Consider the following 24,043-nt stretch of genomic DNA (forward strand, 5'->3'; position numbering starts at 1 on the left):
CCCCGGGCCGAAAGACACTGCACGAAAGGCGACAAGGCCCCCACCCGCTCGGGTGGGAGCCTTGTCGAGGAATCTCAGCCCCGGTCCGCCTGTGCGGCCTCCAGGGTGTCGCGTTTCGCCGCAGGTCGGCTCCAGCGCCGCATGATCGGGCGTTCGACGAGCGTGTAGAGCAGCCACGCGAGCACGAGGCTCGTGACGATCGTCAGCCCCGAGTAGGTCAGCACGGTGCCCCACGTGGTGGGTGCGTCGGCCGGGTTCGCGCCCCACGTTGGGGAGTGCCTGCCGATCCAGCCGTAGACGACCACGAGCCAGTGCACCAGGTACAGGGCGAAGGAGATCTCCCCCAGGAACACCATGGTGCGGCTGCCGAACGAGCTGCCGCGGCCGTCGATGTCGCGGGTGGCGACGGCGCCGACCAGGAACGCGAGCGGCAGCGCGGAGACGGCGACGAAGCCCAGGATCGGCGGCGTGGCCCCACCGGCGGCGATGAGCCCGATCGTCGCCACGATGACGGCGACCGGCAGCGGCCAGCGCTTGAGCCAGCGGCCGTTGATGACGATCAGCGCGGTGAAGATGCCGAGCACGAACTCCAGCATCCGCACCGGCGGGAAGAACGTCATGAACCACATGTGCAGCCAGGGCAGCCCGGTGCCGCGGTGGGTCCCGCCGGCGGGCAGCAGCAGCGCCACGAACGGCACGGCGCAGATCGCGGCGAACGTGATCCAGAAGCCGCGCCACAGCCGCTCGGGGCGGACCTTGCGCAGCAGGCTCAGCACGAACGGGAAGGCGAGGTAGAACAGCAGCTCGCAGGACAGCGACCAGGTCGGCGTGTTGGACCACAGGTTGAACAGCAGCTGCTGGTCGGGGATCCAGGCGTGCACCAGGAACAGCGTGGCCAGCGTGTCGCGGGTCGACAGCGCGTGCGCGGCGGTGGCCGCGAGCAGGACCGCCGCGACCAGCGTCACCAGGTGGTTCGGGTAGATCTTGAAGAACCGGCGGCGCCAGAACTGCGGCACGGTGTCGATGTCGCGGGCGACCCACGTCAGCACGAACCCGCTCAGGATGAAGAAGAACGACACCCCGACGGAGCCGAAGCCGTAGAACACGTGGATCACGAAGACCTGGTCCTTGGCGACGAACGGCAGCAGGTTGATGCCGACGTGGCACAGCACGACCAGGAACGCGGCGATGAACCGCAGGCCCGTCAGCGAGTGCAGCTTCGCGCTCGACCGGCCGGGCGCGGGCCGGTCGGCGGCCGGGGCCACGGACCGTGGCCCGCCACCTCCGGCGAGGTCCACCTCGGTGCTCGCCTCGGTGGCGAGTCCCGCTCTCGGTCGCATCATCGGGCACCTCCGTCTGAGTCGGTGGCGGGCGTCAGCTCGCCGGCGAGTTCGCGGACCACGGTCGCCTGGTAGAAGTTGCGCACCGGCAGGCGGCGGCCCTGTTCGGCCTCGATCAGGTCGATCACTTCCATTGCCGTCAGCGAGGTGCCGCCGAGGGCGAAGAACTCGTCGTCGGGCGTCACCCCCTTGTCGACCTTCAGCACGCGCTGGAACACGCTCTGCACGTAGCGGATCCGGTCCTCGTCGTGGATCAGGGCCGTCCCGGCCATCGTCATCACCTCGTCTTCCGGTCGGTGTTCTGGGTGTGGTCGAGCAGCCGGCCGGCGGCCTCCACGACCGCGTCGGCGCTCACCCCGTGCGCTTCGAGGGCGTCACGCTGGCCGGCGACCCGCGCGCCGGGCCGGCCGCGCACGGCGACCCGGCGGATGGGCACGGCGAGGTCGGCGGACACCACCTCGGCGACCGCGTCGCCCGCGCCGCCCTGCGGCCGGTGCTCCTCGACGGTCACCACGCCCGCCCGGCCGCGGCAGCCGGCGAGCAGCCCGTCGCGGTCCAGCGGGTGCAGGGTGTGCAGCTCGAGGACCTCCGCATCGATCCCGTCGCCGGCGAGGAGCGAAGCCGCCTCCAGCGCGAACAGCAGCGGCATCGCCCCGGTCGCCACGATCGTCACGTCGGTGCCCTCGCGCAGCGTCCGGGCCCGGCCGAGCCGGAAGTCGGGCGCGTCGCCCGGCGGCACCGGTGTCGCCGACCGGCCGAGCCGCAGGTACACGGGGCCGGGCAGCTCGTGCAGCTGCCGGGTGGCGGCGCCGATCTGCCGGCCGTCGCCGGGGACGACGACGGCGAGGTCCGCGAGCGCCCGGGCGACCGCGAGGTCCTCCAGGGCGAAGTGGGTGGTGCCGAAGTGCGCGGCGGACAGCCCGCCGTGCGTGGCGATCACCCGGACGGGCAGCCGGTTGCCGACCACGTCGACCTTGAGGAACTCGGCGGCCCGCATGGTGGCGAACGTGGCCATCGTGTGCACGTAGGGGATGAAGCCGCGGCGGGCGAGCCCGGCGGCGACGGTCATCAGGTTCGCCTCGGCGATCCCGACGTTGATGTAGCGGTCGGGGAACCGCTCCGCGAAGGTGTTCTCCAGCCCGCCGGTGTCGGAGTCCAGGCAGATGACCCTGGGGTCCTCGACGGCGAGGTCGATCAGCGTGTCGCGGTACGCCGTGCGGGGATCCGGGCCGAGCTCCACCTCGGCGATCGTCTGCGTCATGACGGCTCCCCCTTCGCCGCGCGGGCGAGGGCCGCGAGGGCGCGCTGCACCAGGGCGGGCTTGAGCTTGGCGTAGTGCCCGGCGACCTTGCGCTCCAGGAACGGCACGCCGCGCCCCTTCACGGTCGTGGCGATCACCATGACCGGGCCGTCCGGCGACGGCTGCAGCGCCTCGTGCAGCGCCGCCAGGTCGTGCCCGTCGACGGTGCGCACCTGCCAGCCGAACGCGGCGAACTTCGCGTCGAGCGGCTCGAGCGCGACGCAGCCCTCGGTGCCGCCGGTGATCTGCAGCCCGTTGCGGTCCACGGCCGCGACCAGGTTGGGCAGCTTGCGGTGGCCGGCCAGCAGCGCGGCCTCCCAGACGCTGCCTTCCTGCAGCTCGCCGTCGCCGAGGACGGTGTAGACGCGCCGGTCGCCGCCGTGCAGCAGCTCGGCGAGCGCGAGGCCGATCGACAGGCCGAGCCCGTGGCCGAGCGAGCCGGTGGCGAACTCGACGCCGGGCAGGTCGTGCGCGGGGTGGCCGAAGAGCCTGCTGCCGGGCTGGGCGTAGCTGTCGAGCTCGTCGGCGGGGAGCCGGCCGAGCTGGACCAGCGCGCTGTAGAGCGCCGGCGCGGCGTGGCCCTTGCTGAGCACGAACGCGTCGCCGGGACGCAGCAGCCGCGCGTGCAGCACGGCCATCAGGTCGGCGCAGGACAGGCTGCCGCCGGCGTGCGCACCCTCGGGCCCGCCCGCCATCCGGATGACGTCCTGCCGGATCTGGTGCGCCATCGCCGCGACGGACGCCTCGTCAAAAGCGCCGTCACAAGCACTGTCAACAGCGCCGTCAGAAGCGCCGTCAACAGCGCCATCCTGAACGGCGGGGGAGTGCGGCGGGCCGGTCGTGGTCGGCGCGGCCATGTCTGGCTCCCTTCGGTGGGTGTGAATGTGTGCGTGGGTCAGCCCTTGCGGAGCGCCTCGCGCCAGCCGGGCGCGGGGCGCGAGCGGGCCATCTGGCGGATCAGGTCGAGGTGCCGCCACACCTTCTCGAAGGCGTCGGCGTAGCGGGCCAGCAGCGGCCCGGCCGCCGGATCGAGGTGGCGGCGTTGCAGGCACAGGGATCCGTCCACGACCGCGGCGGTCACGGGGAAGCGCTCGGCCACCCAGTCGAGGGCGTCGGCCTCGGTCATGCCGGCGGGCCGGAACGCGGGGTGCGCGGGCAGCGGCGCGACCTGGTACTGGGAGACCGGCACACCCTCGGCGCGCAGCGCCCGGTGCAGGGCGGCGCGCAGCCCGGTGCGGTGCTCCGGTCCGAGGCCGAGCGCCTCCGGCTGCGGCATCAGGCGCAGGATGTGCCAGGCGTGCGTGCGGCCGGCGGGGATCCGCGGCACGCCCAGCCCGGGCAGCTGGACCAGGCGGTCCAGGAACGCGCGGATGCCCGGCTCGCGCCGGCGGGCGTAGTCGTCGAAGCGGGCCAGCTGCGAGTGGGTGAAGGCGGCCGCCACGGGTGCCATCCGGGCATTGAAGGCGGCATGGTGGCTGATGTACGTGCGTGCCCCGACCGGCGCCCGTTCGCCGAAGTTGCGCAGGCTGACGAGCCGCTCGTGCAGCTCGTCGTCGTCGGTGGTGATGAGCCCGCCCTCGCCGCACGTCGGCAGGTTCTTGTGCGGGTGCAGGCTGAAGCAGCCGGCGGTGCCGAGCGCGCCGGCCCGGCGGCCCTCCAGCCGCGCGCCGTGGGCCTGCGCGGCGTCCTCGACGACCGGCACGTCCAGCCGCTCGGCGAGGCGGCGCAGCGCCGGCATGTCCGCGGGCAGCCCGTGCAGGTGGACGGGCAGCAGCGCCGCCGTGCGGGGACCGGTGGCCGCGGCGGCCGAGCGGGGGTCCAGGTTGTAGGTGCCGGGCTCGATGTCGCCGAACACGGCGGTGCCGCCGGCGGCGTGCACGGCGTGGGCGGTCGCGTTCATCGTCAGGGCCGGCACGACCACCTCGTCGCCGGGGCCGATCCCGCAGCCGCGCAGCGCGAGGTGCAGCGCGACGGTGCCGGAGGCGACGGCGACGCAGTGCCGCGTGCCGGTGGCTTCCGCCCACGCCGCCTCGAGGCGGCCGATCTCGGGCTCGCCGGGCGACGCGGCGTTCAGCGGACCGTCGCGCAGCACCCGGAGGACGGCCCGCTCGTCGTCCGCGGTGACGACCGGCCAGGTGCCGCCGTCGCTGTCCTTCGGCACGGCGCGGTCCCCGCCGAGCAGGGCCAGCTCCGCGGTCAGCAAGGTGTGGGTGGTCTCGGCCATGAACAGGCACCTCCGGACGGTGTGCTCGTCGGGTCGCCGCTCGGGAGGACACGCAAGGAGCAGCCTTTGTTGCAGACTATTCGTCGCCTCAACGTGCAGAGTCTGCAACAGTGTCGAGGGCCAGCATCACCCTGCACGCCGCGGTCCGCAACTCGATCACTGGCGTCTGCTCCAGATCCTGTTTGACAAAACGCGACGTGGGGAAGGGTCACAGAGTCGCCGGCGTGGATATTCCCAGCGATTTGCCGTGACCTGCGGGATGTCGCCTCGATGTTGCTTCCACGGCGTCTCTCGGGATGTGCGACCGTGAAGCATGTGTTAGCTTCTGCAGTGTTGGCCAAACAGTAGTCATACAATCTGCAGGAGGCAACTGATGACTGTTGCAACGACCGTGCAGTGCCCGCAGTGCGGTGGCGCGGTGGACGTCTCCGACGAGCTCATGGTTGCCGAGATCGTGATCTGCCAGCACTGCTCCAGCGAGCTGGAGGTGGTCACGACCGACCCGGTCGTGCTGGCGCTCGCGCCCGAGGTGGAAGAGGACTGGGGCGAGTAGCCGCCCGTTCGCCGGGGTGGTGGGTGCCTGAGGCGGGTCCCACCCCACGGCGGGCACCGAACACGCGACAAAGACTGCAGACGGAAAGGGGCGGCAGGGTGAAGGTGAGCGTCGTCGGCGCGGCCGGCTACACGGGTGGGGAGCTGCTCCGGCTGGTGCACGCACACCCGGAACTGGACCTGGTGCAGGCCGTCTCCCGCCGGCACGCCGGCCGGCCGGTCGCGGAGGTGCACCCCAACCTGCACCATCTCGGCCTGACGTTCCACCCGCCGCAGGAGCTGGCCCCGGTCGACACCGCATTCCTGGCGCTGCCCTCGGGAGCCTCGGCGGAGCTGGAGGCCGGCGTCGCCGAGCTGGCCGGCACGATCGTCGACCTGAGCCCGGACTTCCGGGCCGGCGCCAGCTCCGCGTCCGGCGACGTCTACCGGACCGGGCTGCCCGAGCTGTACGCCGATGAGCTGCCCGGCGCCGAGCGGATCAGCGTGCCCGGCTGCATGGCGACCGCCGCGATCCTCGCCCTGGCCCCGCTGAGCAAGGCGGGCCTGGTCGCCGGTGACGTGGTGGTGGACGCACGGACCGGCTCGTCCGGCTCCGGCGCCGAGCCGGGCCCGTCGTCGCATCACGCGGAGCGCGGCAACGCGTTCAGAGTCTACAAACCCGCCGGGCACCGGCACGAGAAGGAGATCGCGGCGCACGCCAAGGTCCGGGCCCGCATGACCGTGACGGCCGTGCCGTCGGTCCGCGGCGCGCAGGTCGTCTGCCATGTCACGCCGCCGGAGCCGGTCGAGCGCCGGGACGTGCTGCGGGTGCTTCAGCGGGAGTACCGCGACCGCCCGTTCGTCCGGGTGGTGGCCCGCAGTCGCGGGGTGCACCGGCTGCCGGACCCGCAGTTCCTGTCCGGCACCAACTTCGTCGACGTCGGCTGCGCGGTCGACGAGGACGGCGGCCGGATCGTCGTGGTCGCCGCCCTGGACAACCTGGTCAAGGGCGCCGCCGGCGGCGGCGTGCAGAGCCTGAACGTGGCGCGCGGCCTGCCGGAGGACGCCGGCCTGGAGTTCCCGGGCCTGCACCCGGCCTGATCCGGCACGGCACACGAAGCAGCGAGCAAGCACAGAGGAGGTGAGCGGGGCATGGCACAGGATGCCGGACACACCCACAGCGGGGTCATCGTGGTCAAGATCGGCGGCGGCTCCGACCCGGGACCGTTGCTCGACGAGGTCGCGGAGCTGGCCGCGGCCGGCACGCCCACCGTGCTGGTGCACGGCGGCGGCGCCGTCGCCGACCAGCTCGCCGACGAGCTCGGCATCGAACGCGAGGTCATCAGGTCACCCGACGGCACCCAGAGCCGGCGCACCGACCGCACCATGCTCTCGATCATCACCATGGCGCTGCTCGGACGGGTCAAGCCCGAGCTGGTCAGCGGGCTGCGGGCACGCGGCGCGCGGGCGGTGGGCCTGAGCGGGGCGGACGGCGGGCTGGCGACCGCGTCCCGCAAGCCGGCCATCCGGTCGATCAAGGCCGGCAAGACCGTGCTGATCCGCGACGACCAGTCGGGGCGGATCGAGCACGTCGACCCCGCACCCGTGCGCGCGGTGCTGGAGCGCGGCGACGTCCCCGTGGTGTCCCCGCCGGCCAGCGACGCCGACGGCAACCTGCTCAACGTCGACGCCGACGAGATGGCGGCCCGGCTCGCGGTGGCGCTCGACGCCGAGGCGCTGGTCCTGCTCACCGACGTCTCCGGGGTGTACGCCGACCCGGACGACCCGGGCAGCAGGATCGCCGAGGTCGGCCCGCAGCACCTCGACGGCGACACCGTCCGCGGCCGGATGCGGCACAAGGTGCGGGCCGGGCTGCGCGCCAGCCTGACCGTCGCGCGCGTCGTCATCGGCGCCGCGGGGCAGCACCGGCCGATCCGCCAGGCCCTGGCCGGCGGCGGCAGCTCCCTGCGCGAAGCCGGTAGCGGCAACGTTCTGCGCGAAGCCGGCAGCGGCAACGTCCTGCGCGAAGGCAGCGTCGCATGACCGCCGGCTGGGCCGTGCGCCGCACCCGCCCCGGAGTCCTGCGCGAGGACTACCCGGCGTGGCTGCTGCGCGCCGCGCTGAGCATCCCGTCGGTGTCCGGGCAGGAGCTGCCGCTCGCGGGGTTCCTGGCGGAGCAGATGGACACGCTCGGCTTCGACGCGCACGTCGACGAGGTCGGCAACGTCCACGGCGTCATCGGCCCCGGCGACGCCCCGACCGTGATGCTGCTCGGGCACATCGACACCGTCCCCGGGCAGGTCCCGGTCTGTCAGGTCGGCGACCTGCTGTATGGGCGCGGCTCGGTGGACGCCAAGGGCGCCTTCGTCACGATGATCTGCGCCGCCGCGCGCAGCCGGGACGTGCGGGTGCACGCCGTCGGCGCGGTCGGCGAGGAGGTCGCCGGCTCGCGGGGGGCGCGGCACGTGATGGATACCGTCCCGCGTCCGGACGCCGTGGTCATCGGCGAGCCGAGCGGCTGGGACGGGGTCTGCCTGGGCTACAAGGGGCGCATCGGCCTCGGGTACGAGATGCACCAGCCGCCGCTGCACACCAGCAGCCCGGAGCCGACCGCGGTGGAGCGCGCCGCCCGCTGGGCCGGCGACGTGCAGGACTACCTGCGCGGGCTGTCGCCGGACCCCGATCCGGACCCGGTCGCGTTCGGCGTCGCCGCCGGCACGCTGATCCGCCTGTGCGGTGACCTCGCCGACGCCGAGGCGTTCCTGACCTGCCGCGTGCCGCCGGGCTTCGACTTCGCCGCCCTGGAGCGCTTCGCCCGCAGCCGCACGCACAGCCGGATCTGGGTCGACGAGCGGGTGCCCGGGGTGACCCGCACCCGGTCCGACCCGGTGGTGAGCCAGCTGCGCGCCGCGATCGCCGCGCAGGGCGCCCGGCCGACGTTCAAGCGCAAGGCCGGCACCTCCGACATGAACACCCTCGACCCGTGGGGCGTGCCGATGGCGGCCTACGGCCCCGGCGACGCCCACCTGGACCACACCACCGACGAACACATCCCGATCAGCGAGCTGTACCGCGCGATCGACGTCCTGACCGTCGCCCTGCCCCGGCTCGGGCGCCAGCTGGCCGCGAGAACGCCCGAACTTCTGGAGGCATGATGCTGCTCGACGGGAACGTCGCCATGATCACCGGCGCGGCCCGTGCGCTGGGCCGTTCCCACGCGCTGACCTTCGCCCGGGAGGGCGCCGACCTCATCCTGGTCGACCACTGCGACCCGCAGGCCGGCCCGTACGAGATGTCCGGCCGCCGCGACCTGGAGGAGACCGCCGACAAGTGCCGGCGCTACGGCAGCCGCGTGTTGACCGGCGTCGCCGACGTGCGCGACCAGGCTGGCGTCGACAAGGTCGTCGACGAGGGCATCGAGGAGTTCGGCCAGATCGACGTGCTGCTCAACAACGCCGGCGTGCTGGGTCCTGGCGGTGTACGGGCGCACGAACTGACCGAGGAGCAATGGCAGCTCTCGCTGGACGTGAACCTCAGCGGCACGTGGCGCTGCTGCCGGGCCGTGCTGCCGCACATGGTGGAGCGCGGCGGCGGACGGATCGTGAACACGGCGTCGACCGGCGGCCGCGTCGCGTTCGAGATGTACGCCAACTACGTCGCGTCCAAGCACGGCGTGGTCGGGCTGACCAAGTCGATCGCGCTCGAGTACGGCCGGCATGGGATCCGCGCCAACGCCGTCAGCCCCAGCACGGTCGCCGACGACGCGGAGCTCGGCACCCGCAGCACCCGCGCGGTCGCCGAGTCGCTGGGCTCGGGCCTGGACGACTACGAGCGCCAGTCGGCGTCGCTGCACGCGCTCGGCCGCCTGGTGACCGCTTCGGAGGTGTCGGCCGCCTGCCTGTGGCTGGCGAGCCCCGACTCCGGCGGCGTCACCGGCACCGAACTGGTGGTCGACGGCGGCTTCACGGCCCGCTGACGCACGACGTCCCCGAACGGAACCAGACGGACAAGGAGTTGCCTGCCATGGACCAGCAGACCGACGTGCAGACGCGGCCGGACGCCACCCCGGACGCCGCGCCGGCCGACCTGGCCGCGTTGCGGTCGAAGCTGGCCGCGCTGCCCGCGCAGAAGCGCCGGCTGGTGGAGCGGATGCTGGCCCGTCAGGGTGCGGACCTCGGGATCACCCGCCGCGCCGCCGGCAGCGACGAGGCACCGTGCTCCTTCGAGCAGGAGCGGCTGTGGTTCATGTACGAACTGCTCACCCGCCGCGAGATCTTCCACGTCCCGGTCGCGCTGCGCATCGACGGCGACCTGCACGCCGAGTCGCTGCGCAGGGCGCTGCAGCAGCTCGCCCTGCGGCACGAGTCCCTGCGCACGGTCTTCCGGCAGCGCGACGGCAAGCCCTACCAGCTGGTCCTGGACCGGATGACGCTGCCGCTCGACGAGGTCGACTGCACGGGCGAGGAGGACCCGGGCGGCACCGCGCGGCGGCTCGCCTCCGGCCTGGTCGTCGAGGACTTCGACCTCGCCGAGGGGCCGCTGGTGCGCTGCACCCTGTTCCGCATCGACGACACCACCCACCTGCTCGCGCTGGTCCAGCACCACATCGTGTCCGACAACTGGTCGCTGGGGATCCTGCTGGACGACCTCGGCCGGCTCTACGCCCGGGAGCGCGGCGTGCCGGTGGAGCTGGCCCCGCTCGACGTGCACTACCCGGACTTCGCCGAGTGGCAGCGGGCCACGGTCGACGGCGCGTCGATGCAACGGCTGCTGGAGCACTGGCGCGAGCGGCTCGACGGCGCCCCCGAGGCCCTCGACCTGCCCACCGACCGGCCCCGTCCCGCGATCCGCGGCAGCCAGGGACAGTTCCAGCACGTCCGGTTCGGCGCCGACCTCGTCCGGGGGCTGCGCGACCTCGCCAAGCGGCACGACACCACGCTGCTCGGCGCGTTCCTCGCCGGCTACATCGCCTTCCTGTCCCGGCTGGTGCGCTCGGAGTCGCTGGTGGTGGGGGTACCGGTGGCCGGCCGCCCCCGCGCGGAGACGCAGCGGATGATCGGCTACTTCCTGAACTGGCTGCCGATCCACGTCCGGGTCGGGGACCGGCCGGACCTGAACACCCTGGTCCGCCGCACCGGCGCGGCGCTCGGCGAGGCCCTCGGCCACCAGGAGATCCCGTTCGACATGCTCGTCCGGGAGCTGCAGACGTCGCGCCGCCCCGGCGTGACCCCGATCTTCCAGACCTCGTTCTCGCTGCGCGACGGCGCGCCCACCCCGCCGAGGATGCCCGGGGTCGAGGTGTCCTTCGCCGAGCTCGACGGCGGCGCGACGCACTACGACCTGATGGCCGAGCTGTGGTGCGAGGGCGACGAGGTCGTCGGCTACCTGCCCTTCGACGACGAGCTGCTCGACGCGTCCACGGTCGCGCGCTGGGCCCGCTGGCTGGAGACGCTGCTGCGGGCCGGCCTGGCGAACCCGGACGTCCCGGTCGCCGACCTGGAGATCCTCGCCGACGGCGAGCCGGCCGTCATCCCGGCGCAGGGGCTCACCGCCGCTCCCGCGCACGAGACCCTGCACGGCGCGTTCGCCGCCCAGGCCGCGGCGCGGGCCGGCGCGGTCGCCGTCGCCGACGACCAGGACCGGCTGACCTACGCGGAGCTGGCCGGCCGGGCCAACCGGATCGCGGCCGCCCTGCGCGAGCGCGGCGAGGGACCGGGCAGCATCGTCGGCCTCGTCCTCGACCGGAGCGTGGACCTGCCCGCCGCCGTCCTCGGCGTGCTCCAGGCGGGTGCGGCGTACCTGCCGATCGACCCGGACAACCCCGCCGACCGCACCGCCGACCAGTTCGCCGAGTGCCGGGTGAGCACCGTCCTCGTCACGCCCGCGACCGGCAAGGCGCCCGCGCTCGGCGACGACGGGCCGCGCACCCTCGTGCTGGACTGGGCCGAGCTGCCCGAGGCGCCTGACCCGGTCACCGTCGACGTGCCGGCGTCTGCTCCGGCGTACGTGATCTACACGTCCGGCTCCACCGGCAAGCCCAAGGGCGTCCTCGTCGCGCACGAGCACGTGCTGCGGCTGCTGTCCGCCTGCGACGAGCACATGCGCTTCGGACCGGACGACGTGTGGACGCTGTTCCACTCCTACGCGTTCGACTTCTCCGTCTGGGAGCTGTGGGGGGCGCTGCTGCACGGCGGCCGGCTGCTCGTGGTGCCGCAGTGGGCGACCCGCGCGCCGGACGTGTTCGCCGAGCTGGTGCAGACCGAGGGCGTCACCGTCCTGAGCCAGACGCCGTCCGCGTTCGGCCAGGTGAGCGCGGCGCTGCTGGACCGCCCCGAAAAGCGCACCGCCCTGCGGTACGTCGTGTTCGGCGGCGAGGCGCTCAACCACGCCGCGCTGCGCCCCTGGATCGCCGCGCACGGCGACGCCCAGCCCGAGCTCATCAACATGTACGGCATCACCGAGACCACCGTGCACGTCACCTACCGGCGGGTGCGGGAGGCGGACCTGGCCGAGACCGCGTCGCTGATCGGCCCGCCGCTGCCGGACCTGTCGCTGTACCTCCTCGACGGCTCGCAGCACCCCGTCGGCCCCGGTGTCCCCGGCGAGATCTTCGTCGGCGGCGACGGCGTCACCCAGGGCTACGTCGCCAACCCGGCGCTGACCGCGCAGCGCATGCTGCCCGACCCGTTCAGCGGGCGGTCCGGCGCCCGGATGTACCGCAGCGGCGACCTCGCCGTGCGCCGCGACGACGGCGAGTTGCTGTACCTCGGCCGCGGCGACGACCAGGTGAAGGTGCGTGGCCACCGGATCGAGCTCGGCGAGGTGCAGGCCGCCCTGGCCGCCCTCGACGACGTCGCCAGGGCCGCCGTCGTCCTCGAACGCGACCGGGTCGGCGCCGCCACCCTCGCCGGGTACGTCGTGCCCGCCGGCGAGGCGAGCCCGAGCGGCTCCGCGATCCGCCGCGCGCTGCTGCGGACCCTGCCGGAGTGGATGGTGCCGGCGACGGTCACCGTGCTGGACGAGCTGCCGCTGACCCGCAACGGCAAGCTCGACCGGCAGGCGCTCGCCGGCCGCCACGACCAGGGCGCGAGCACCGGCCCGCGCGGCGGGACGCCGGCGGACGGGACCGCGAAGGAGCTCGCCGCGATCTGGCAGGACCTGCTCGGCGTGCCCGCGGTCGGCACCGAGGACAACTTCTTCGAGCTCGGCGGCCACTCGCTGATGGTGATGCACATGGTCGCCCGGATCCGCACGTCGCTCGGCGTCGACATGCCGATGGAGACCCTGTTCCGCACGCCGCAGTTGCAGCCCCTCGCCGACGCCGTCGACGAGGTCCGCGCCGGCACCACCGTGGCCTCCGCCGCCGGTGCCGGCGACGACATCGCCACCATGCGCGCCGAGATCGCCGGGCGGGTCGCGGGGATCCCGCGGCCGGGGGAGCGCCTCCTTGCCGACCCCGGCGTCGTGCTGCTCACCGGCGCGACCGGGTTCGTCGGCCGGTTCGTCCTCGCCCGGCTGCTCGACGGCGGCGACTGCGCGCGGGTCGTGTGCCTGATGCGCGGCGGGGAGCGCCGCCGCGACGACCTGGTCGACGGGATGACCGCCCTCGGGCTGTGGCGCCCGGAGCACGCCGCCCGGGTGGAGCTCGTCGACGGCGACATCGCCGCGCCGCGGCTCGGGCTGTCCCGCGCCGACCACGACCGGCTCGCCGCCGAGGCGGGGCGCATCGTGCACACCGCCGCGTGGGTCAACCACGTCTACCCGTACGAGCAGCTGGCCGCCGCCAACACGCACAGCCTGGCCGGCCTGCTCGAACTGGCCGCCGCCGGTCGCCGCGCCGCGCTGACCGTGGTGTCGACCAGCTCGGTGTTCGACTCCGCCGGCTACCCGGCCGGCGGGACCGTGCCGCCCGGCCCGCTGCACACGCTGCCGTCGGCGGCGAACGGCTACGTGCGCTCCAAAGCGGTCGCCGAGCTGTACCTCGAGCACGCCGCCGAGCTGGACGTGCCCGCCGCGGTGGTGCGGATCCCGAGCGTCTTCGGCGACCAGGAACGCTTCCAGATCAACGCGGCCGACGCCGTGTGGAGCTGGTCGCGGGCGATGATCGAGACCGGTCAGCACCCGGAGAGCTTCGCCCTGGAGGGCAACGAGCTCTTCCAGGCGCTGCCCGCCGACGCCGCCGCGGAGGCGGTGCTGCTGGCCGGCGACGGCCACGTCACGGCGGGCGCCCGCTACGTCGACGCCGTCCCCGCGACCGTCGGCAGCACCCGAGACCTGGTGGACGCGATCCGCGCCGCCGGACACGAGCTGCGGTCCTGCCCGGACCGCGAATGGTACGAGCGGGTGGCGGGCCTGGACCCCGACCGGGTCTGGGTGGCCGGCATCGCCGGCCCGGTCGCCGCCCAGCTGGCGGCGGACCCGTCCGCCGCCGCGCCCCGGACGCTGCGCCGCTGCACCGCCCCTTCCGGTGCGGGCGAGCTGAGCGAGCTGCTGCGGACCCGGGCGCTGCACACCCCGGCGCACCTGGCCGGGTACATCCGGACGCTCGACGCTTCCTGAGCGTCCCGAGCGTCCCGAACTGCCGGCCGGGGACACGTGTCCCCGGACCGGAACCACACGGAACGGACCGGGAGGATGCCCAGCCCCTGCACGGCCGAAACGGACGAGACCGAAACGATGGGAGTGACAGTGAGCACGGACGAGCGCACGTATCTCGTGGTGCGCAACCACGAGGACCAGTACTCGATCTGGCCCGCCGGGCAGGACGTCCCGGACGGCTGGGCCACCGAGGGCTTTGACGGCCCGAAGGACGACTGCCTCGCGCACATCGCCGAGGTATGGACCGACCTGCGCCCGCTGAGCCTGCGCCGCGCGGTCGTCGCCGAAGGAGGTGTTCACGTTGGCTGAGATGGTGCACACGCCGGAGACCACGAACCCCGAAAACACCGAAGAGCCGCTCGCGGTGATCGGCATGAGCTGCCGCTTCGCCCCCGACCTCGACACACCCGGACAGCTGTGGGAGTTCCTGCGGGCCGGGCGCAGCGCCGTCGGCGAGATGCCCGCCCGGCGGTGGGACCCCTACGAGGCCGACCCGAAGAGCCGCGCGATCCTGCGCCAGACGACCCGCAAGGGCTCGTTCATGCAGGACATCGAGGGCTTCGACGCGGAGTTCTTCCAGATCACCCCGCGCGAGGCGGAGTACATCGACCCGCAGCAGCGGATCATGCTGGAGATGGCCTGGGAGGCGCTGTGCGACGCCGGGCTGCCGCCGACCTCGCTCGCCGGCACCGACGCCGGTGTCTACGTGGCCGCGAACACCAACGACTACGGCCGCCGGCTCCTGGAGGACCTGGACCGCACCGGCGCCTGGGCCGTGAACGGCACCACCTTCTACGGCATCGCCAACCGGATCTCGTACTTCCTCGACGCGCACGGGCCGAGCATGGCGGTCGACACCGCGTGCGCCGGGTCGCTGACCGCGCTGCACGTCGCGTGCCAGGCCCTGCGCACCGGCGAGACCAGCGTCGCGATCGTCGGCGGCATCAACATCATGTCGTCGCCGGCGCTCGTGGTGGCGCTCGACGCGGCGTCCGCGACGTCGCCGGACGGGCGCAGCAAGGCGTTCGACAAGGCCGCCGACGGCTATGGCCGCGGTGAGGGCGGCGGCGTCGTCGTCCTCAAGCGCCTGTCCGACGCCGTCGCTGACGACGACCCGATCTACGGGCTCGTCATGGGCAGCGGCGTGTTCCAGGACGGCCGCTCCGACGGCATGATGGCCCCCAACAGCGAGGCCCAGCAGCGGATGCTGCAGGAGACCTACGAGCGGGCCGGCATCGACCCCAACACGGTGCAGTACGTCGAGGCGCACGGCACCGGCACCCAGCTGGGCGACACCGCCGAGGCGAAGGCCATCGGCAGCGTCTTCGGCCCCAGCCGGGACAGCGACGACCCGCTGTTGATCGGCACCCTCAAGCCCAACGTAGGGCACGTCGAGGCCGCCTCCGGCATCGCCGGCGTCATCAAGGTCCTGCTCGGCATGCAGCACGGTGAGCTGCCGCCCAGCCCGCACGAGGAGGTCAACCCCGAGCTGGGCCTGGACGACAACCGGATGCGCCTGGTCGGCGAGCCGACGCCGTGGCGCGCCGGTGCGCACGGCCGCCGCGCCGGTGTCTCCAGCTACGGCGTGGGCGGCTCGATCGCGCACGCCATCCTGCAGCAGGCCCCGGCGACCCGCCCGTCCGCCAACGGCCACGGCGGCGACAGGACCGCCCGCCCGTGGGTCTTCCCGCTCTCGGCCGCCTCGGAGCAGGGCGTGCGCGGGCTGGCCGGCGCGGTCGCCGACTGGGTCCGCACCAACCGCGGCACCGACCTCGACTCCCTCGCCCACACGCTGACCGAGCGCCGCTCGCACCTGGCCCGCCGGGCCGCGGTGGTGGCCGCCGGCGTCGACGAGCTCATCGAGGCCCTCGACGCGCTCGCCGACGGCGAGCACACGCCCGACGCCGTCACCGGTGCCGCCCGCACGTTCGGTGACAGCGGCGCCGGCGGGCCCGTCTGGGTGTTCTCCGGGCACGGCGCGCAGTGGGCCGGGATGGGCCAGGAGCTGCTCACCACCGAGCCGGCGTTCGCCCGCGTGATCGACGAGCTGGGCCCGGTCTTCGCCGAGGAGCTGGGCTGGGCCCCGCGCGAGGCGATCGACGCCGGCGGCCCGTGGACGGTGACCCGCACCCAGGCGATGACCTACGCGATGCAGGTCGCGCTCGCCGAGGTGTGGTCGGAGCTGGGCCTGGTCCCCGGCGCGATCATCGGGCACTCGGTCGGTGAGATCGCCGCGGCCGTCGCCGCCGGCAGCCTCGACCGGATCGACGCGGCGCGCTTCGCCTGCCGGCGGGCCAAGGCCCTCGAGCAGGTCGCCGGGCAGGGCGCGATGGCGATGGTGCCGATGGCGTTCGCCGACGTCGAGCAGCGGCTGGCCGGCCGCGACGGGGTCGTCGCCGGCATCGCCGCCAGCCCACTGTCCACAGTGGTCTCCGGCGACATCGACGCGGTCGAGGCGTTCGTGGCGGAGCTGTCGGGCGAGGGCATCCAGGCCCGCAAGGTCAACACCGACGTCGCCTTCCACTCCCCGCACGTGCGGGGCGAGGTCCTGGCGGAGGTCGGCCGGGCCGCGGCACAGCTGCACGCCCGCACGCCGCAGGTGACGCTGTACAGCACGGCGCTGGCGGACCCGCGCTCCGGCGCCGCCCGCGAGGGCGACTACTGGGCCACGAACCTGGCCGACCCGGTGCGCTTCCACCAGGCCGTGCGGGCCGCGCTCGACGACGGCGCCCGGGTGTTCCTGGAGGTGTCCTCGCACCCGGTCGTGGCGCACTCGATCAGCGAGACCGCGATCGACGCCGGCGTCTCCGACGCGCAGGTCGCCATCACGCTGCGCCGCGAGCAGCCGGAGCAGCGCACCGTCCTGACCAACCTGGCCCGCCTGCACTGCCTGGGCAGCCCCGTCCGCTGGACGTACGCGGGCGAGCTCGTCGACGTGCCGGCCGTACGGTGGCAGCACAAGCCGTTCTGGATCTTCCCGGACACGCCGTCCGAGCACGCGGGCGTCGGCCACGACCCGGAGAAGCACACGCTGATCGGCGGGCACACCACCGTCGCCAGCGCCCCCGTGCAGCGGGTCTGGCAGACCGAGCTGAACATGGACAACCGGCCCTACGCGCAGTCGCACAAGGTCGTCGGCGTGGAGACCGTGCCGGCCTCGGTGGTGCTCAACTCGTTCATCGGTGCCGCCGCCGGCGACGGCGACGTGCCCTACGGGCTGCGCGACATCGTGTTCCGCATCCCCCTCGCGGCGCACCCGACCCGCATCGTGCAGGTCGTCATGGAGCAGGACAAGGTCCGGCTCGCCAGCCGCATCAAGCGCGAGGACGGCGCCGGCGGTGCCGGTGGCGGCGTCCGGGACGACGAGTGGCTGACCCACACGACCGCGACCGTCGTGCCGGAGCCCGAGGTCGGCACCACGCCGCTGGAGGACGTGGACACGATCCGCGCCCGCTGCCCGGTGTCGTGGACGTGGGCGAAGGTCGACGGCATCTTCCGCGCGATGGGTGTCGACGGCTACACGTTCCCGTGGGTCGTCGAGGAGCTGCTGCGCGGCGAAGACGAGCAGATCGCGACGGTCACCGTCGACCACACGCCGAAGCTGCACCCGTCGAGCTGGACCGCGGTCGTCGACGCCGCCCTCACCGCCAGCGGCGTGCTGGTGATGACCGAGGACTCGACCGTGCTGCGGACCTGCTCGCACCTGGAGTCGCTGCAGTTCAAGGGCGCGCCGCCGGCGCGGATCTTCGTGCACACCACGCGGGACCCGCGCACGCCGGACACCATCAACATGCAGGTGGCCGACGAGACCGGCACCGTCGTGTGCGAGGCCCGCGGGCTGCGCTACGTCAAGGTGCAGGACATCGGCTCCGGCGCGGTCGGCCCGCGCGACCTGGTGCAGGAGCTGAGCTGGGAGCCGGTCGAGGTGCGCGCCGACGCGCCGCAGCCGCGGCAGGCGCTGCTGCTCGGGCAGCCTGAAGGCGGATCCGCGCTCGTCGACGCGCTCAACGCCCGCGGTGTCGAGACCCGCGCGACGACGGACCCGGCCGCGATCGGCGACGGCCTGCTGGCCGGCGGCGACGTGGTGATCGTGGCCCCGCCGGCGCTGCTGCCGGACGAGGCGCCCGAGCGGGCGGCCCGCCGCTGCGCGCAGGCGCTCGTCGACGCCGTCCAGCGGGTCGCCGCGATCGAGGACGAGCAGAAGCGGCCCACCATCTGGGCGCTGACCCGCGGGGTCCGGCAGGGCGGCACGGAAGGCGCGCTGGCGCACGCCCCGCTGTGGGGCGCGGGCCGGATCGTCGCCGGTGAGCGGCCCGACCTGTGGGGCGGCACCGTCGACGTGGACGGCGACACCGATCTGGCGTCGGTCGCCGGTGTCATCGGTGCGCTGCCGCCCAACGAGGACGTGCTGTCCAGCACGGCGGACGGGCTGTTCGCGGCCCGGCTGCGCCGGCTGGAGCGGCCCGCCGAGCGGGAGCCGGTGGACTGTCGTCCCGACGGCACCTACCTGGTCACCGGTGGTCTCGGCGCGCTCGGTCTGGAGGCCGCGCGGTATCTGGTCGAGCAGGGCGCCCGCCGCCTGGTGCTGGTCGGCCGCCGCGGGCTGCCGCCGCGCTCGGAGTGGGACGGCGTGACCGACCCGGCCGTGGCCGGCCAGATCGCCGAGGTCGTCGCCCTGGAGGCGGCGGGTGCCACGGTACGGGTGCTGCGGCTGGACATCTCCGACCCGGAGGCGACCGCCAAGGCCCTCGACCCGGGCTCGCTGGACATGCCGGCCGTGCGCGGCATCGTGCACTGCGCCGGTGTCGTCTCCGACGCCCTGGTGGAGAAGACCGGGCCGGAGAACATCGACACCACCATGGGGCCGAAGGCCGACGGCGCGATGGTCCTGCACCGGCTGTACCCGGCCGGCACGCTGGACTTCTTCACGATGTTCTCCTCGTGCGGGCAGTTCGCCCGGCTCACCGGCCAGGTCAGCTACGCCTCGGCGAACTCGTTCCTGGACGCGCTCGCCGCGCTGCGGCGCTCGCAGGGCGAGATCGGCTCGACGAGCTTCGCGTGGGCGCAGTGGATCGGCCGCGGCATGGGCGAGACCACCGGCAAGGCCACGATCCTCGAGGCCGAGTCGCGCGGCCTGGGCGGCATCACCGTCAGCGAGGCGCTGCGCAGCTGGAGCTACGCGGACCGCTACGCGCTGCCGTACGTCACCGTCATGCGGGTCATGCCCGGCCACACCCTGCCCGTGTTCTCGCAGCTGTCGGTGACCGACGCCGCGGCGGAGAACACCGGCGGCGGCGCGGTGGACTGGGCGACGGTCCCCGCGGACGAGCTGGTGGAGAAGGTGACGGCGGAGACGCACGAGCAGGTCGCCGCCGAGCTGAACCTGGCGCCGGAGGACATCGCGATCGACCGGCCGCTGCTGGAGCTCGGCGTCGACTCGGTGCTCACCGTGGCGCTGCGGGTGCGGCTGCACCGCACGTTCGCGGTGGACCTGCCGCCGACGATCCTGTGGAGCAACCCGACGGTCCGCGCCCTCGCCGAGTTCCTCGCGGGCGAGGTCGGCGGCGCGGCCGAAGAGACGGCGCAGGAGCCGGCGCAGCAGCAGGAGGCCCAGGACGCGGCTGCCGGGGACGCCTCGGAGACGCCTCCTGCCGAGGGGCCCGGGACCGCCGGGACACCGAGCCTGACCAGGCAGGTGCCCCCGGTCCGGGCGGAGACCCCGGTAGCCGCCGCATGAGACGGGACCGGGACGGTGATGACCTCGCCGTCCCGGTCCCCCCGGGCCCGGGATGGTGCGACCCACCAGTCCCGGGCCCGTCGTATCAGCGAAGATGCTCCGACAGTCAACAAGACACGATGTAGAGTTCATAGTATTCTCTAGGCATTGACTGTAGAGCCCCCGAGTGTGCGCACACGCCCACGTCGACCCATCGAGGGAGCCACTGATGGACAGTTCCGAGGACCTCCGCGCCGGTGACGTCGCGAGTCACGGTTGGGCACACGGCCGGCTGCCGCTGCCCACCGAGGGAGATGACTGGCAACACTTCACGGCCGCCTGGGACGACCTGGTCCCGGACGCCTACCTCGGCCCCGCGCGGTGCCGCCGCAACCGCCGCTACGGCCGCGTGCTCGCCCACCGCGACGGCACGCTGGAGCCGCTGCTGGGCACCGAGTTCTTCCAGAGCAAGCAGATCAACCGGGCGTTCGGCGACCAGCTGCGGGTCTTCGAGCCGCTGACCGACGAGGCCCTCACCAGCTGCCGCTTCAGCGAGATCCTGCAGGAGTCGGTCGGCCTGGTGAACGAGGCGGCCGGCGACCGCGACTGGGAGCTCGGCGTCCACTTCATCCGGGTGATCGCCGAGCCCGACGAGGGTTCGGAGCCCGCGCCGGAGGGCCGGCACTCCGACGGGCACGAGTACGTGGCGATCCACCTGATCGGCCGGCACCACTGCATCGGCGGCGAGAGCCAGGTCTTCCGCCGCGGCGAGGAGCGGGTCGAGCACCGCGTCACCATGACCGAGCCGCTCGAGGCGCTGGTGCTGTCCGACACGACGATGGAGCACGCCGTCAGCGAGATCCGCACCGAGGACCGGTCCGTGCCGGGCTGGCGCGACACGATGATCGTCGACTTCAACACCGTGCAGGACCTCGCCGAGGTGAACGGGCGTACGCACAGCTCCCTGCAGGCACTGTCGCTGTTCTGATTGGAGGGTTCGATGAGCAGCCAGGTTTCCAGCGCCCCCGGCCGGGTCGTGCAGCGGCTGCCGGCCTCGACGGCGCGCCCCGAGTTCTGCCTGATCGGCATCGACGACCTGCTCAACAACCGGGCGACGACGGGCGTCGAGGACCTCGGGCTCGGCCGGCTCAACGCGTGGGGCAACTCGTTCCCCGCCGGGGAGCTGCCCGCACCGCGCACGGTGATCGAGGTCGCCGGCATCCCGTTCGTGTGGCCCGACGCCCACGCCGGCGGCGACAACGTCCGCGCCGAGGGGCAGGTCATCGAGGTCCCGCCGGGCCGCTACGACTGGATCTACCTGCTGGCCGCCTCCGAGCGGCGCAGCGAGGACATCCTCTGGGCGCACTACGACGACGGCTACGCCGACCCGCTGCGGGTGGGCGTCTCCGACTTCCTCGACGGCACGCCCGCGTTCGGCGAGGAGCCCGCGTTCAAGACCGGGAGGATGCACTACCCGCACCACGTACAGCAGGGGCTGCCGACGACGATGTGGCTGTCGCGGATCGGGATGCCGCGCCACGGCGTAGCCACCGCGCTGCGCCTGCCGCGGCTGGTCGCCCTGCACGTCTTCGCGGTCACGCTGGTGACCGGCGTCGACGTCCGGCTCGCGGGCGGTGTCGCCGCATGATGTCGGCCCGCACCCTCGACGAGGTCCGGCTGTGGACCCGCGACCTCGGCAGCTGCCTGCACGGCACGCTCGCGACCGTGCTCCTGCACGACGGGCACGACCCGGTCACCGTGCTGGGCGCGCCGTGGGAGTTCCGCCGCAAGGCCGGCGCCTGGACCACCGAGGAGTACTACTACCACGCCGAGCCGGACTCCCTCGCCAAGCGGCTCGCGCTCTTCCACCCCTTCGAGTCGAGCTGGCACCGGAGCCCAGGCCTGGACGAGCTTCGGGACGCGCTCGCGGCCGGGGTGCTGCCGATCGCCGCGGTGGACAACTTCCACCTGCCGTTCCGGCCCGCCTTCCACGACGTGCACGCCGCGCACCTGCTGGTGGTGTGGCGGATCACGGACACCGAGGTGTTCGTGTCCGACGCCCAGCCGCCGGCGTTCCAGGGCCCGATCCCGATCGCGGACTTCATGGCGAGCTGGGGCTCGGCGAACCCCGCCGACGACGGCGACGTGTTCTTCAGCGCCAGCCCCAGCGACCGCAGGTGGCTGCACGCGAGCATGCGGGGACCGGTGCCGGAGCCGGACCGCGCGTGGACCGCGGACGTCATCCGGGAGAACGTCGCCCGCTTCCGGCGGCCGTCGGCGGGCGACACCCTGTCCGGGGTGGACGGCCTGCGGGACTACCTCGACGAGCTGTGCGCGCTGCCGCCCGGGTCCGGCGCGGCCGAGGTCGCGCTCAGCGAGCTGTACGTGATCAGCTGGAACATCCAGGCGCAGGCGGGCCTGCACGCGGAGTTTCTGCGCCGGCAGGGCGTCGCCTTGCAGAGCCTCGACCTCACGGAGGCCGCGGCGCGGGTGAACGCCGTCGCGCACGGCTGGACGGGTGTGCGGATGACCGGCGCCCACTCGCGGGTCTGGGACCGGCACCGCCCCGCGGAGCTGCGCGCCCACAGCACCGAGCTGCTCCGCCGCCTCGAGGTCGCCATCGAGCAGCTGGACCGCACTGCGGACGCCCTGTCCCGGAGGGCCTGAACGCCGCCGGGCCGATCAGAGAGGCCATCGTGGACACCACAGACATGCCGATCGCCGTCGTCGCCTCCCGGGTCCGCCGGGAGGAGCGGCTGATCCTGCAGACCCTGCAGGCGCGCGGGGTCAACCACGAGCACGTGGATCCCCGGAAGCTGACGGTCATGCTCGCCGACGGGCGCCCGCCGTTCCGTGCGGCGCTCATGCGCGAGGTCAGCCACAGCCGCGCCGCGTCGGTCGCCTCGACCCTGGACGCGCTCGGCGTCCCCACGCTCAACCGCCCGCCGGTGCTGGAGACGTGCGGCGACAAGCTGCGCACCACCCTGGCGTTCCACAACGCCGGCCTGCCGATCCCGCAGGCCGCCGTCGCGTGGGGCACCGGCGCCGCCCTGGAGGTCATGCCGAAGCTCGGCTACCCCCTCGTGGCGAAGCCGGTGACCGGGTCGTGGGGCAACCTGACGGCGCGGGTCCACGACGAGGAGCAGGGCCAGGCGATCCTGGAGCACCGCGCCGCGCTGCCCAACCCGCAGCAGCACGTGTACTACCTGCAGGAGCACATCGACAAGCCGGGCAAGGACATCAAGTCCTACGTGGCCGGCGACGAGGTGGTCTGCGCGATCTACAAGAACGCCGTCGACGACTGGCGCACCAACACCGCGATCGGCGGCGCGCCGACGCCGTGCCCCATCACCGACGAGCTCAACGAGCTCGCCGTGGCCGCCGCGCACGCGGTCGGCGGCGGCTTCCTCGGCGTCGACATCCTCATCGACCAGGAAGGCCGCCTGTTCGCCAACGAGGTGAACCACACGCCGGAGTTCCACGGCGCGATCGACGCCACCGACGTGGACGTCGCCGGCTGCATCGTCGACTGGGCGCTCGGCACGATCGAGGAGGTCGAGTCGACATGAGCCGGCTCCTGGCGCTGTGGAGCGCGCCGCGGTCCCGCTCCACCGTGTTCTTCCGGATGATGCTGGAGCGCGACGACCTCCTCGCCGTGCACGAGCCGTTCTGCAACATCGCCAACGACGGCCGCACCGAGGCCGGCGACCGCGTCGCGCGGACCCCCGACGAGCTGATGGACGCGCTGCTGGAGCTGTCGGCGGGCACGACGGTGTTCTTCAAGGACACGACCGACTGCCGCTACGACGAGGTCTTCGCCCGCGAGGACTTCCTCAAGGGCGCGCGGCACGCGTTCCTGCTGCGGGACCCGCGCGAGATCATCCCGTCGTACGCGGCGATCAAGCCCGACATCGCGCTGCACGAGGTGGGCGTGGAGTACCTGCACCGCATCCACCAGGCGGTCCTCGACGCGGGCGGCGAGCCGATCGTCATCGACTCCGACGACCTCGTCGACCGCCCGGAGGCGACGGTGCGGGCGTACTGCGCGGCGGTGGGCCTGCCGTTCAGCGCCGACATCCTGCGGTGGCAGCCGGGGGAACGGCAGGAGTGGCGGCAGTCCGCGCGCTGGCACACCGACGTCAGCGAGAGCTCCACGGTGCGGCGCACGGAGCGCGCGTACGAGCGGACGATCGAGACGGATCCCTTGCTGCGCCGCTATTACGAGCACCACCTGCCGCTGTACGAGCAGCTCAGGGATCGACGTATCCGGATCTGACGGGCGGCGCTCGTGTTGCCGCGTGCAGACTGCGCAGTTACTGTTGCCTTGGGCGACA

At 73.6% G+C, this 24,043-nt stretch carries 18 protein-coding genes; 13 read left to right on the forward strand and 5 right to left on the reverse strand.

The genetic code is table 11. The features are described 5' to 3' along the window. Window positions 1-74 precede the first annotated feature (74 nt). The 5 genes from AB0J72_RS06520 to AB0J72_RS06540 are packed head-to-tail and all read right to left on the reverse strand — an operon-like array spanning window position 75 to window position 4,864. A complete protein-coding gene (locus AB0J72_RS06520; protein WP_363395120.1) occupies window positions 75-1,343 on the reverse strand; it encodes an acyltransferase in 1,269 nt (422 codons plus the stop codon). Beyond that, window positions 1,340-1,612 (reverse strand): acyl carrier protein, encoded by a 273-nt coding sequence (locus AB0J72_RS06525; RefSeq protein WP_344509517.1) that lies wholly within the window; start codon window positions 1,610-1,612, stop codon window positions 1,340-1,342. The genes AB0J72_RS06520 and AB0J72_RS06525 overlap by 4 nt, the downstream gene beginning before the upstream one ends. A 5-nt stretch (window positions 1,613-1,617) precedes the next feature. Beyond that, entirely contained in the window at window positions 1,618-2,601 is a 984-nt protein-coding gene (locus AB0J72_RS06530) for a transketolase C-terminal domain-containing protein (RefSeq protein WP_363395123.1), read from the reverse strand. Further along, window positions 2,598-3,497 carry a transketolase gene (locus AB0J72_RS06535; RefSeq protein ID WP_363395126.1) on the reverse strand — a complete coding sequence of 300 codons (900 nt, stop codon included), beginning with the start codon at window positions 3,495-3,497 and terminating at the stop codon, window positions 2,598-2,600. The genes AB0J72_RS06530 and AB0J72_RS06535 overlap by 4 nt, the downstream gene beginning before the upstream one ends. A 38-nt stretch (window positions 3,498-3,535) precedes the next feature. Further along, complete coding sequence (locus AB0J72_RS06540) at window positions 3,536-4,864, reverse strand: DegT/DnrJ/EryC1/StrS family aminotransferase (RefSeq protein ID WP_363395129.1); 1,329 nt, start codon at window positions 4,862-4,864, stop codon at window positions 3,536-3,538. A 373-nt stretch (window positions 4,865-5,237) separates the two neighbouring features. Here AB0J72_RS06540 and lysW point away from each other — a divergent pair, with 373 nt between their 5' ends. From lysW to AB0J72_RS06605, 13 genes are all read left to right on the forward strand, one after another. Further along, entirely contained in the window at window positions 5,238-5,417 is a 180-nt protein-coding gene (gene lysW / locus AB0J72_RS06545) for a lysine biosynthesis protein LysW (RefSeq protein WP_344509524.1), read from the forward strand. Between the two features lie 98 nt (window positions 5,418-5,515). After that, on the forward strand, window positions 5,516-6,496 hold the full coding sequence (gene argC, locus AB0J72_RS06550; RefSeq protein ID WP_344509526.1) for an N-acetyl-gamma-glutamyl-phosphate reductase: 981 nt from the start codon (window positions 5,516-5,518) through the stop codon (window positions 6,494-6,496). Window positions 6,497-6,547: 51 nt separating this feature from the next. After that, a complete protein-coding gene (gene argB, locus AB0J72_RS06555; protein WP_363395133.1) occupies window positions 6,548-7,438 on the forward strand; it encodes an acetylglutamate kinase in 891 nt (296 codons plus the stop codon). Beyond that, on the forward strand, window positions 7,435-8,550 hold the full coding sequence (locus AB0J72_RS06560; RefSeq protein WP_363395136.1) for a M20/M25/M40 family metallo-hydrolase: 1,116 nt from the start codon (window positions 7,435-7,437) through the stop codon (window positions 8,548-8,550). Before argB ends, AB0J72_RS06560 begins: the two co-directional genes overlap by 4 nt. Next, on the forward strand, window positions 8,547-9,371 hold the full coding sequence (locus AB0J72_RS06565; protein WP_363395139.1) for an SDR family oxidoreductase: 825 nt from the start codon (window positions 8,547-8,549) through the stop codon (window positions 9,369-9,371). Before AB0J72_RS06560 ends, AB0J72_RS06565 begins: the two co-directional genes overlap by 4 nt. A gap of 47 nt (window positions 9,372-9,418) precedes the next feature. Beyond that, entirely contained in the window at window positions 9,419-13,954 is a 4,536-nt protein-coding gene (locus AB0J72_RS06570) for an amino acid adenylation domain-containing protein (protein WP_363395142.1), read from the forward strand. A gap of 123 nt (window positions 13,955-14,077) precedes the next feature. After that, window positions 14,078-14,302, forward strand: a complete 225-nt coding sequence (locus AB0J72_RS06575) for an MbtH family NRPS accessory protein (protein ID WP_344509536.1) — start codon at window positions 14,078-14,080, stop codon at window positions 14,300-14,302. Between the two features lies 1 nt (window position 14,303). After that, window positions 14,304-19,730 (forward strand): type I polyketide synthase, encoded by a 5,427-nt coding sequence (locus tag AB0J72_RS06580; RefSeq protein WP_363395332.1) that lies wholly within the window; start codon window positions 14,304-14,306, stop codon window positions 19,728-19,730. A gap of 208 nt (window positions 19,731-19,938) precedes the next feature. After that, window positions 19,939-20,697, forward strand: a complete 759-nt coding sequence (locus AB0J72_RS06585; RefSeq protein WP_363395145.1) for a 2OG-Fe dioxygenase family protein — start codon at window positions 19,939-19,941, stop codon at window positions 20,695-20,697. A 12-nt stretch (window positions 20,698-20,709) separates the two neighbouring features. Further along, window positions 20,710-21,357: a hypothetical protein gene (locus AB0J72_RS06590; protein WP_363395148.1), complete on the forward strand. Its 648-nt coding sequence runs from the start codon at window positions 20,710-20,712 to the stop codon at window positions 21,355-21,357. Next, window positions 21,354-22,376, forward strand: coding sequence for a BtrH N-terminal domain-containing protein (locus AB0J72_RS06595; RefSeq protein WP_363395151.1), 1,023 nt, complete (start codon window positions 21,354-21,356; stop codon window positions 22,374-22,376). The genes AB0J72_RS06590 and AB0J72_RS06595 overlap by 4 nt, the downstream gene beginning before the upstream one ends. A gap of 29 nt (window positions 22,377-22,405) precedes the next feature. Further along, window positions 22,406-23,278, forward strand: a complete 873-nt coding sequence (gene lysX, locus AB0J72_RS06600) for a lysine biosynthesis protein LysX (protein WP_363395154.1) — start codon at window positions 22,406-22,408, stop codon at window positions 23,276-23,278. Then, window positions 23,275-23,985: a hypothetical protein gene (locus AB0J72_RS06605; protein ID WP_363395157.1), complete on the forward strand. Its 711-nt coding sequence runs from the start codon at window positions 23,275-23,277 to the stop codon at window positions 23,983-23,985. Before lysX ends, AB0J72_RS06605 begins: the two co-directional genes overlap by 4 nt. The last annotated feature ends 58 nt before the right edge of the window (window positions 23,986-24,043 follow it).

This window comes from Dactylosporangium sp. NPDC049742 (assembly GCF_040674675.1).
In the GTDB taxonomy this organism is placed as follows: domain Bacteria; phylum Actinomycetota; class Actinomycetes; order Mycobacteriales; family Micromonosporaceae; genus Dactylosporangium; species Dactylosporangium maewongense.

Bases quoted from the DNA above. Each gene is read 5' to 3' on its own strand.
- AB0J72_RS06520 (WP_363395120.1), bottom strand. From the start codon at position 1,343: ATGATGCGACCGAGAGCGGGACTCGCCACCGAGGCGAGCACCGAGGTG.
- AB0J72_RS06525 (WP_344509517.1), bottom strand. From the start codon at position 1,612: ATGGCCGGGACGGCCCTGATCCACGACGAGGACCGGATCCGCTACGTG.
- AB0J72_RS06530 (WP_363395123.1), bottom strand. From the start codon at position 2,601: ATGACGCAGACGATCGCCGAGGTGGAGCTCGGCCCGGATCCCCGCACG.
- AB0J72_RS06535 (WP_363395126.1), bottom strand. From the start codon at position 3,497: ATGGCCGCGCCGACCACGACCGGCCCGCCGCACTCCCCCGCCGTTCAG.
- AB0J72_RS06540 (WP_363395129.1), bottom strand. From the start codon at position 4,864: ATGGCCGAGACCACCCACACCTTGCTGACCGCGGAGCTGGCCCTGCTC.
- lysW (WP_344509524.1), top strand. From the start codon at position 5,238: ATGACTGTTGCAACGACCGTGCAGTGCCCGCAGTGCGGTGGCGCGGTG.
- argB (WP_363395133.1), top strand. From the start codon at position 6,548: ATGGCACAGGATGCCGGACACACCCACAGCGGGGTCATCGTGGTCAAG.
- AB0J72_RS06560 (WP_363395136.1), top strand. From the start codon at position 7,435: ATGACCGCCGGCTGGGCCGTGCGCCGCACCCGCCCCGGAGTCCTGCGC.
- AB0J72_RS06565 (WP_363395139.1), top strand. From the start codon at position 8,547: ATGATGCTGCTCGACGGGAACGTCGCCATGATCACCGGCGCGGCCCGT.
- AB0J72_RS06570 (WP_363395142.1), top strand. From the start codon at position 9,419: ATGGACCAGCAGACCGACGTGCAGACGCGGCCGGACGCCACCCCGGAC.
- AB0J72_RS06580 (WP_363395332.1), top strand. From the start codon at position 14,304: ATGGTGCACACGCCGGAGACCACGAACCCCGAAAACACCGAAGAGCCG.
- AB0J72_RS06585 (WP_363395145.1), top strand. From the start codon at position 19,939: ATGGACAGTTCCGAGGACCTCCGCGCCGGTGACGTCGCGAGTCACGGT.
- AB0J72_RS06590 (WP_363395148.1), top strand. From the start codon at position 20,710: ATGAGCAGCCAGGTTTCCAGCGCCCCCGGCCGGGTCGTGCAGCGGCTG.
- AB0J72_RS06595 (WP_363395151.1), top strand. From the start codon at position 21,354: ATGATGTCGGCCCGCACCCTCGACGAGGTCCGGCTGTGGACCCGCGAC.
- AB0J72_RS06605 (WP_363395157.1), top strand. From the start codon at position 23,275: ATGAGCCGGCTCCTGGCGCTGTGGAGCGCGCCGCGGTCCCGCTCCACC.